The 3,385-nt window shown below is 70.5% G+C and carries 4 protein-coding genes; 3 read left to right on the forward strand and 1 reads right to left on the reverse strand.

The window, feature by feature from the left end:
- The coding region (locus AB0J12_RS39420; protein WP_363269630.1) for an adenosylhomocysteinase at window positions 1-95 on the forward strand (95 nt) is incomplete at its 5' end.
- A gap of 157 nt (window positions 96-252) precedes the next feature.
- Window positions 253-867 (forward strand): hypothetical protein, encoded by a 615-nt coding sequence (locus tag AB0J12_RS39425; protein ID WP_363269627.1) that lies wholly within the window; start codon window positions 253-255, stop codon window positions 865-867.
- A gap of 40 nt (window positions 868-907) precedes the next feature.
- On the opposite strand, the gene AB0J12_RS39430 is transcribed toward AB0J12_RS39425, so the two are convergent.
- Complete coding sequence (locus AB0J12_RS39430) at window positions 908-1,894, reverse strand: RDD family protein (protein ID WP_363269628.1); 987 nt, start codon at window positions 1,892-1,894, stop codon at window positions 908-910.
- Window positions 1,895-2,024: 130 nt separating this feature from the next.
- Here AB0J12_RS39430 and AB0J12_RS39435 point away from each other — a divergent pair, with 130 nt between their 5' ends.
- Window positions 2,025-3,032, forward strand: coding sequence for a stage II sporulation protein M (locus tag AB0J12_RS39435; protein ID WP_363269629.1), 1,008 nt, complete (start codon window positions 2,025-2,027; stop codon window positions 3,030-3,032).
- Window positions 3,033-3,385: the final 353 nt, after the last annotated feature.

A 3,385-nucleotide genomic window follows, 5' to 3' on the forward strand; every position in this document is an offset into this window, starting at 1 on the left:
TCGGCGTGAAGCTCACGACGCTGCGCCCGGAGCAGGCGGCGTACATCGGCGTCGACGTGGACGGCCCGTACAAGGCCGACCACTACCGCTACTGATCACGCGTCAGCAGCGCTGACCGAGGTCCGAGGCAGGCCCCCGCACCCCCGTGCCGGGGGCCTGCCCCATGTTCCGGACCAGCCCGTCACGACTGGCCGGACACCGGTTACGACTCGCCGGACCCACCGGAACGCCCCGTCACGATCCAGGACCCCCATGCCCCGCGGCCGCTATTCGCTCCATGATCCGCACGATCACACCCCCCTCGCGGAAGAACACTTCCAGTGCGCCCCCGGCCCCTCCGGCTGGCGCTATGTCTCACGGCTGACCACCCCGGCCGGCGATCACCGCGGCTCCGTCGACCTTGCCCTCGACGAGCTGGGCCGCCCCCTCCGCCTGGAACTCCACGCGGGTGACTGGCAGGTGCGCGGCGCCGCCCTCGACGGCGTCACCTGGGTCCGCACCGACCCCACCGGCTCCCATGCCACCGAAGGCAATGTGCGCGCCCACGCCTTCACCGGCACCTCCCCCGCGTTCCTCGTCGCCACCACTCGGCTCCTGCGCCTCACCCCCTCCGGTCCCGCCACCCGAGTACGCCTCGTCGCGTTCACGGATCCGGTGCTCGCCCCACGCACCGTGGACCAGTCCTGGACCTTGCTGAAAAGAGAAGCACACGCCACTGACAACGGCCCCCTGACCGTGGACGAATACCAGGTCACAGCCCTGGACACGGGAGAGCAGCACACCGTGCACATCGCCGGTGACGTGGTCCTCGCAGCCCCCGGCATCGAGCTGGAGGACCTCGAGTCACCGCCGTCCGTCTTCCCTTAAGCGGCCACGCTTCCCCGGCTTCCGGGTGTCCTGAGGCGGATCAGGCGGGCGGAGCGAAGCCCGTCCGGGAGCGGCCGTCCGCCGGCTCGACAGGGGAGCCGGCGGGAGAGGACGGGGCGCTCGGTGCAGACGGGGTGGGGGAGGGGGCGGGGGAGGACGGCATCCCGCCCGGGCCGGCGAACGGCGTCGGCGCAGGCGCCGAGGCGAAGGGAGCAGGAGCGACGGGAGTCCCAGCGGTCGCACTCGGCCCACCGTCCCGCGGCATCGCCGCGTGCGGTCCGCCGGCGAAGGCACGCCGGGCCTCCCTGGCCTGCCGCTCCTGGAGAACCGCCGCGAGAAACGCGGCCGGCGGGACCCCGGGCGGCACCGGAGCCCCCGTACGCGCCGCGAGGTCGGCGGCGAGACGCTGGGCCATGTCAGAGCCGACCTGCGGGTCCAGCTGCTGCATCCGCGTCAGGTACTGACGGATCGCGAGCCACAGCCCGTCCGGCACCGCCGAAAGGTCCAGCTGCCCGAACCGCCCCGCAAGCCACGGCGGCGGAGGCGGCAGGAACCCCGACCTCGTCTGCGGCACCCGCTCCCGCACGACCAGCGTCCCCGCGAACACATCACCCAGCCGCCGCCCCCGCTCCGACACCAGCGAGGCGATACAGGCCACGACCCCGAACGTCAGCAGGATCTCCACCACGCCGACAGCCCCCCGCACCAGCGCATGCCGGAACCGGATCGGCCCCCCGTCGTCCCGCACCACCCGCAGCCCCGCCGCCAGCTTCCCCAGCGAGCGCCCGTGACTGAGCGTCTCCACGGCGATCGGACCGCCCACCAGCACCAGCACGAACGTCGCGATCGACACCGCCGTCTGGGCCGCATCGTCCAACGAGGCCGTCGCCACCAATAGAACCAAGGTCACGATCGTGTACACCGCCATGGCGACGGCCAGATCGATCAGCACGGCGAGCGCCCTGCTGGGCAGTTTCGCGGGGCGCAACTCCAACGCCACCGCCTCGCCCGTCACCAGCTCACTCACGCCCGACGCCCCTTCCCCTGACCTGCCCTGAGAACCGCCAGTCTGCCAAGCTGAGGGCGCATCGCGCCGCAGTACGACAAGCTGACCCCCGGCCGAGCCGCCGACGAACCGCGCAGGAGCAGGCACACCGATGGACCTCGACGTCTTCGTCTCCGCCCACCGAGCCGAGTGGGAACGCCTCGACATCCTGCTCGGACGCCGGCGCCGTCTCACCGGAGCCGAGGCCGACGAACTCGTCGCCCTTTACCAACGCACCGCCACCCATCTCTCCCTGATCCAATCCAGCGCCCCCGATCCTCAGCTGACCGGCCGGCTCAGCCAGCTCGTCGCACGCGCGCGTAGTGCGGTGACCGGCACCCGACGTGCCTCCTGGCGGGACGTGACCCGCTTCCTCACCCGGGGTTTCCCCGCCGCCGTGTACCGCTCCCGCCATTGGTGGGTACCCGCGGCGCTGCTGTCCATCGTGGTCGCCGCCCTGCTCGGCTGGTGGATCGGAACCCACCCCGACGTCCAGTCCGCCATCGCCGCCCCCGAGGAGCTGCGCCGGCTCACCCGCCCGGGAGGCGAGTACGAGACCTACTACTCGAGCCACCCGGCAGCCTCCTTCGCCGCCCAGGTGTGGACGAACAACGCACAGGCCGCCGCCGTCTGCCTCGTCATGGGGGTCTTCCTTGGCCTGCCGGTCCTCTGGATCCTCTTCCTGAACATGCTCAACCTGGGCGTCGGCATCGGACTGATGTCCTCCGCCGGCCGCCTGGACATCTTTCTCGGCCTGGTCCTCCCCCACGGTCTGCTCGAACTGACGGCGGTCTTCGTCGCCGCCGGCACCGGCCTGCGCCTGGGCTGGACCGTCATCGATCCCGGCCCGCGCAACCGTCGTACCGCCCTGGCCGAGGAAGGCCGTGCCGCCATCGGCATGGCCATAGGCCTCGCCCTCGTCCTCTTCGTCTCCGGTGCGATCGAAGGCTTCGTCACCCCGTCGGGCCTGCCCCCGTGGGCCCGCATCGCCATCGGCATCGCCGCCGAGGCGGCCTTCCTGACGTACGTCTTCGTGCTGGGCGGGAGGGCCGTACGGGAGGGCGAGAGCGGTGACGTGGAGGCGGCAGAGCGCAGCGCCACGCTGCCGACGGCCGCCTGATGTGCATCCACCCCTCGGAAGCTGTTAATCTCTCCTTCGCCCCGGAAACCCCGTTGACACGGAGTGGACGAGGAGGTAGATTCGAACAGTTGCCTGGAACTGGACGGCGTCCGGTCGGCTACAGCGAGTATCTACAGGCTCCACGGAACATCGATTCCAGCGAGCCACCCCCGATGAATCGGAAATTGGATGGCTGATCAAACAGCCTGAAACATCTGATAAAGTCGGAACCGCCGGAAAGGAAACCGCGAGAGCGGAAACCTGGAAAGCACCGAGGAAATCGGATCGGAAAGATCTGATAGAGTCGGAAACGCAAGACCGAAGGGAAGCGCCCGGAGGAAAGCCCGAGAGGG

The sequence above is a fragment of the Streptomyces sp. NPDC049915 genome (assembly GCF_040656475.1).
Taxonomy (GTDB): Bacteria; Actinomycetota; Actinomycetes; order Streptomycetales; family Streptomycetaceae; genus Streptomyces.

Bases quoted from the DNA above. Each gene is read 5' to 3' on its own strand.
- AB0J12_RS39435 (WP_363269629.1), top strand. From the start codon at position 2,025: ATGGACCTCGACGTCTTCGTCTCCGCCCACCGAGCCGAGTGGGAACGC.
- AB0J12_RS39425 (WP_363269627.1), top strand. From the start codon at position 253: ATGCCCCGCGGCCGCTATTCGCTCCATGATCCGCACGATCACACCCCC.